The sequence below is a fragment of the Rhizobium sp. A37_96 genome (assembly GCF_053521765.1).
In genome coordinates this window covers 1-1,409 of record NZ_JBNWDS010000047.1, presented here as the reverse complement: position 1 = coordinate 1,409, position 1,409 = coordinate 1, and the positions used below count along the sequence as shown (strand labels likewise).

The following is a 1,409-nucleotide window of genomic DNA, read 5'->3' as shown; positions in this document are numbered from 1 at the left end:
TGAAGGTTGGGAAGACTGCGACGGAGCGTGCGGAGGAGGATGCGAAGGTTCGCTCGATTGTCGAGGCGACGCTGAAGGAGATCGAGACGCGCGGGGACGCGGCTGTCCGGGAGCTGTCGGAGCGGTTCGACAAGTTCTCGCCGGGTTCATTCCGTCTGACGGGTTCGCAGATCGACGCGGCGATGAGCAAGGTCTCCGCGCGCGACATGGCCGACATCCGGTTCGCCCAGGCGCAGATAAGGCGCTTTGCCGAGGCGCAGAAGGCCTCGATGCGCGATATCGAGGTGGAGACGCTGCCGGGCGTGATCCTCGGCCACCGCAACATTCCGGTGCAGTCGGTGGGCTGCTATGTGCCGGGCGGCAAGTTCCCGATGGTGGCCTCGGCCCATATGTCGGTGCTGACGGCATCGGTCGCCGGCGTGCCGCGCATCGTTGCGGCCGCTCCGCCGCAGAAGGGCGAGCCGCATCCGGCGATCGTCGCCGCCATGCATCTGGCCGGCGCCCACGAGATCTACGTGCTCGGCGGCATGCAGGCCGTTGGCGCGATGGCGCTCGGCACGGAGACGATCAAGCCCGTCGACATGCTGGTGGGGCCGGGGAACGCCTTTGTCGCCGAGGCGAAGCGACAGCTCTATGGCCGTGTCGGCATCGACCTGTTTGCCGGTCCGACCGAGACCATGGTGATCGCCGACGAGACGGTCGATGCTGAAGTGTGCGCCACCGACCTTCTCGGGCAGGCCGAGCACGGCTACAACTCGCCGGCGGTGCTGGTGACGAACTCGCGCAAGCTCGCGCAGGAAACGCTTTCGCAAATCGACCGGCTGCTTGCCATCCTGCCCACGGCGGAGACGGCCCGCATCTCCTGGCAGGACTATGGGGAGATCATCGTCTGCGACAGCTACGAGGAGATGCTGGATGTCGCCAACGACATCGCCTCGGAGCATGTGCAGGTCATGACCGATCGCGACGACTGGTTCCTGGAGAAGATGCACTCCTACGGTGCGCTCTTCCTTGGGCCGCGAACCAACGTCGCCAACGGCGACAAGGTGATCGGCACCAATCACACGCTGCCGACCAGGAAGGCGGGCCGCTATACGGGCGGTCTCTGGGTGGGGAAGTTTCTGAAGACCCATTCCTACCAGAAGATCCTGACGGATGCGGCGGCGGCCGAGATCGGCGCCTACTGCTCGCGCCTGTGCATGCTGGAAGGCTTCGTCGGCCATGCCGAGCAGGCCAATGTCAGGGTCCGGCGCTATGGCGGCAGGAACGTGCCCTATGGCCAGGCGGCCGAGTGAGACGATGACGGGACGACCCACGCCATGACCACACCGCTCCCCAGGACACCCTCCTTCCGATTGGACGGCAAGACCGCACTCGTCACCGGTGCTTCCTCGGGCATCGGATTGGGC

At 65.9% G+C, this 1,409-nt stretch carries 1 protein-coding gene; it reads left to right on the top strand.

All coding sequences use genetic code 11. The features are described from left to right. Positions 1-1,295 (top strand): histidinol dehydrogenase (hisD, locus tag ACQZ6J_RS33855; RefSeq protein WP_449087231.1); only part of this gene is annotated, 1,295 nt, incomplete at its 5' end. Between the last annotated feature and the right edge of the window lie 114 nt (positions 1,296-1,409).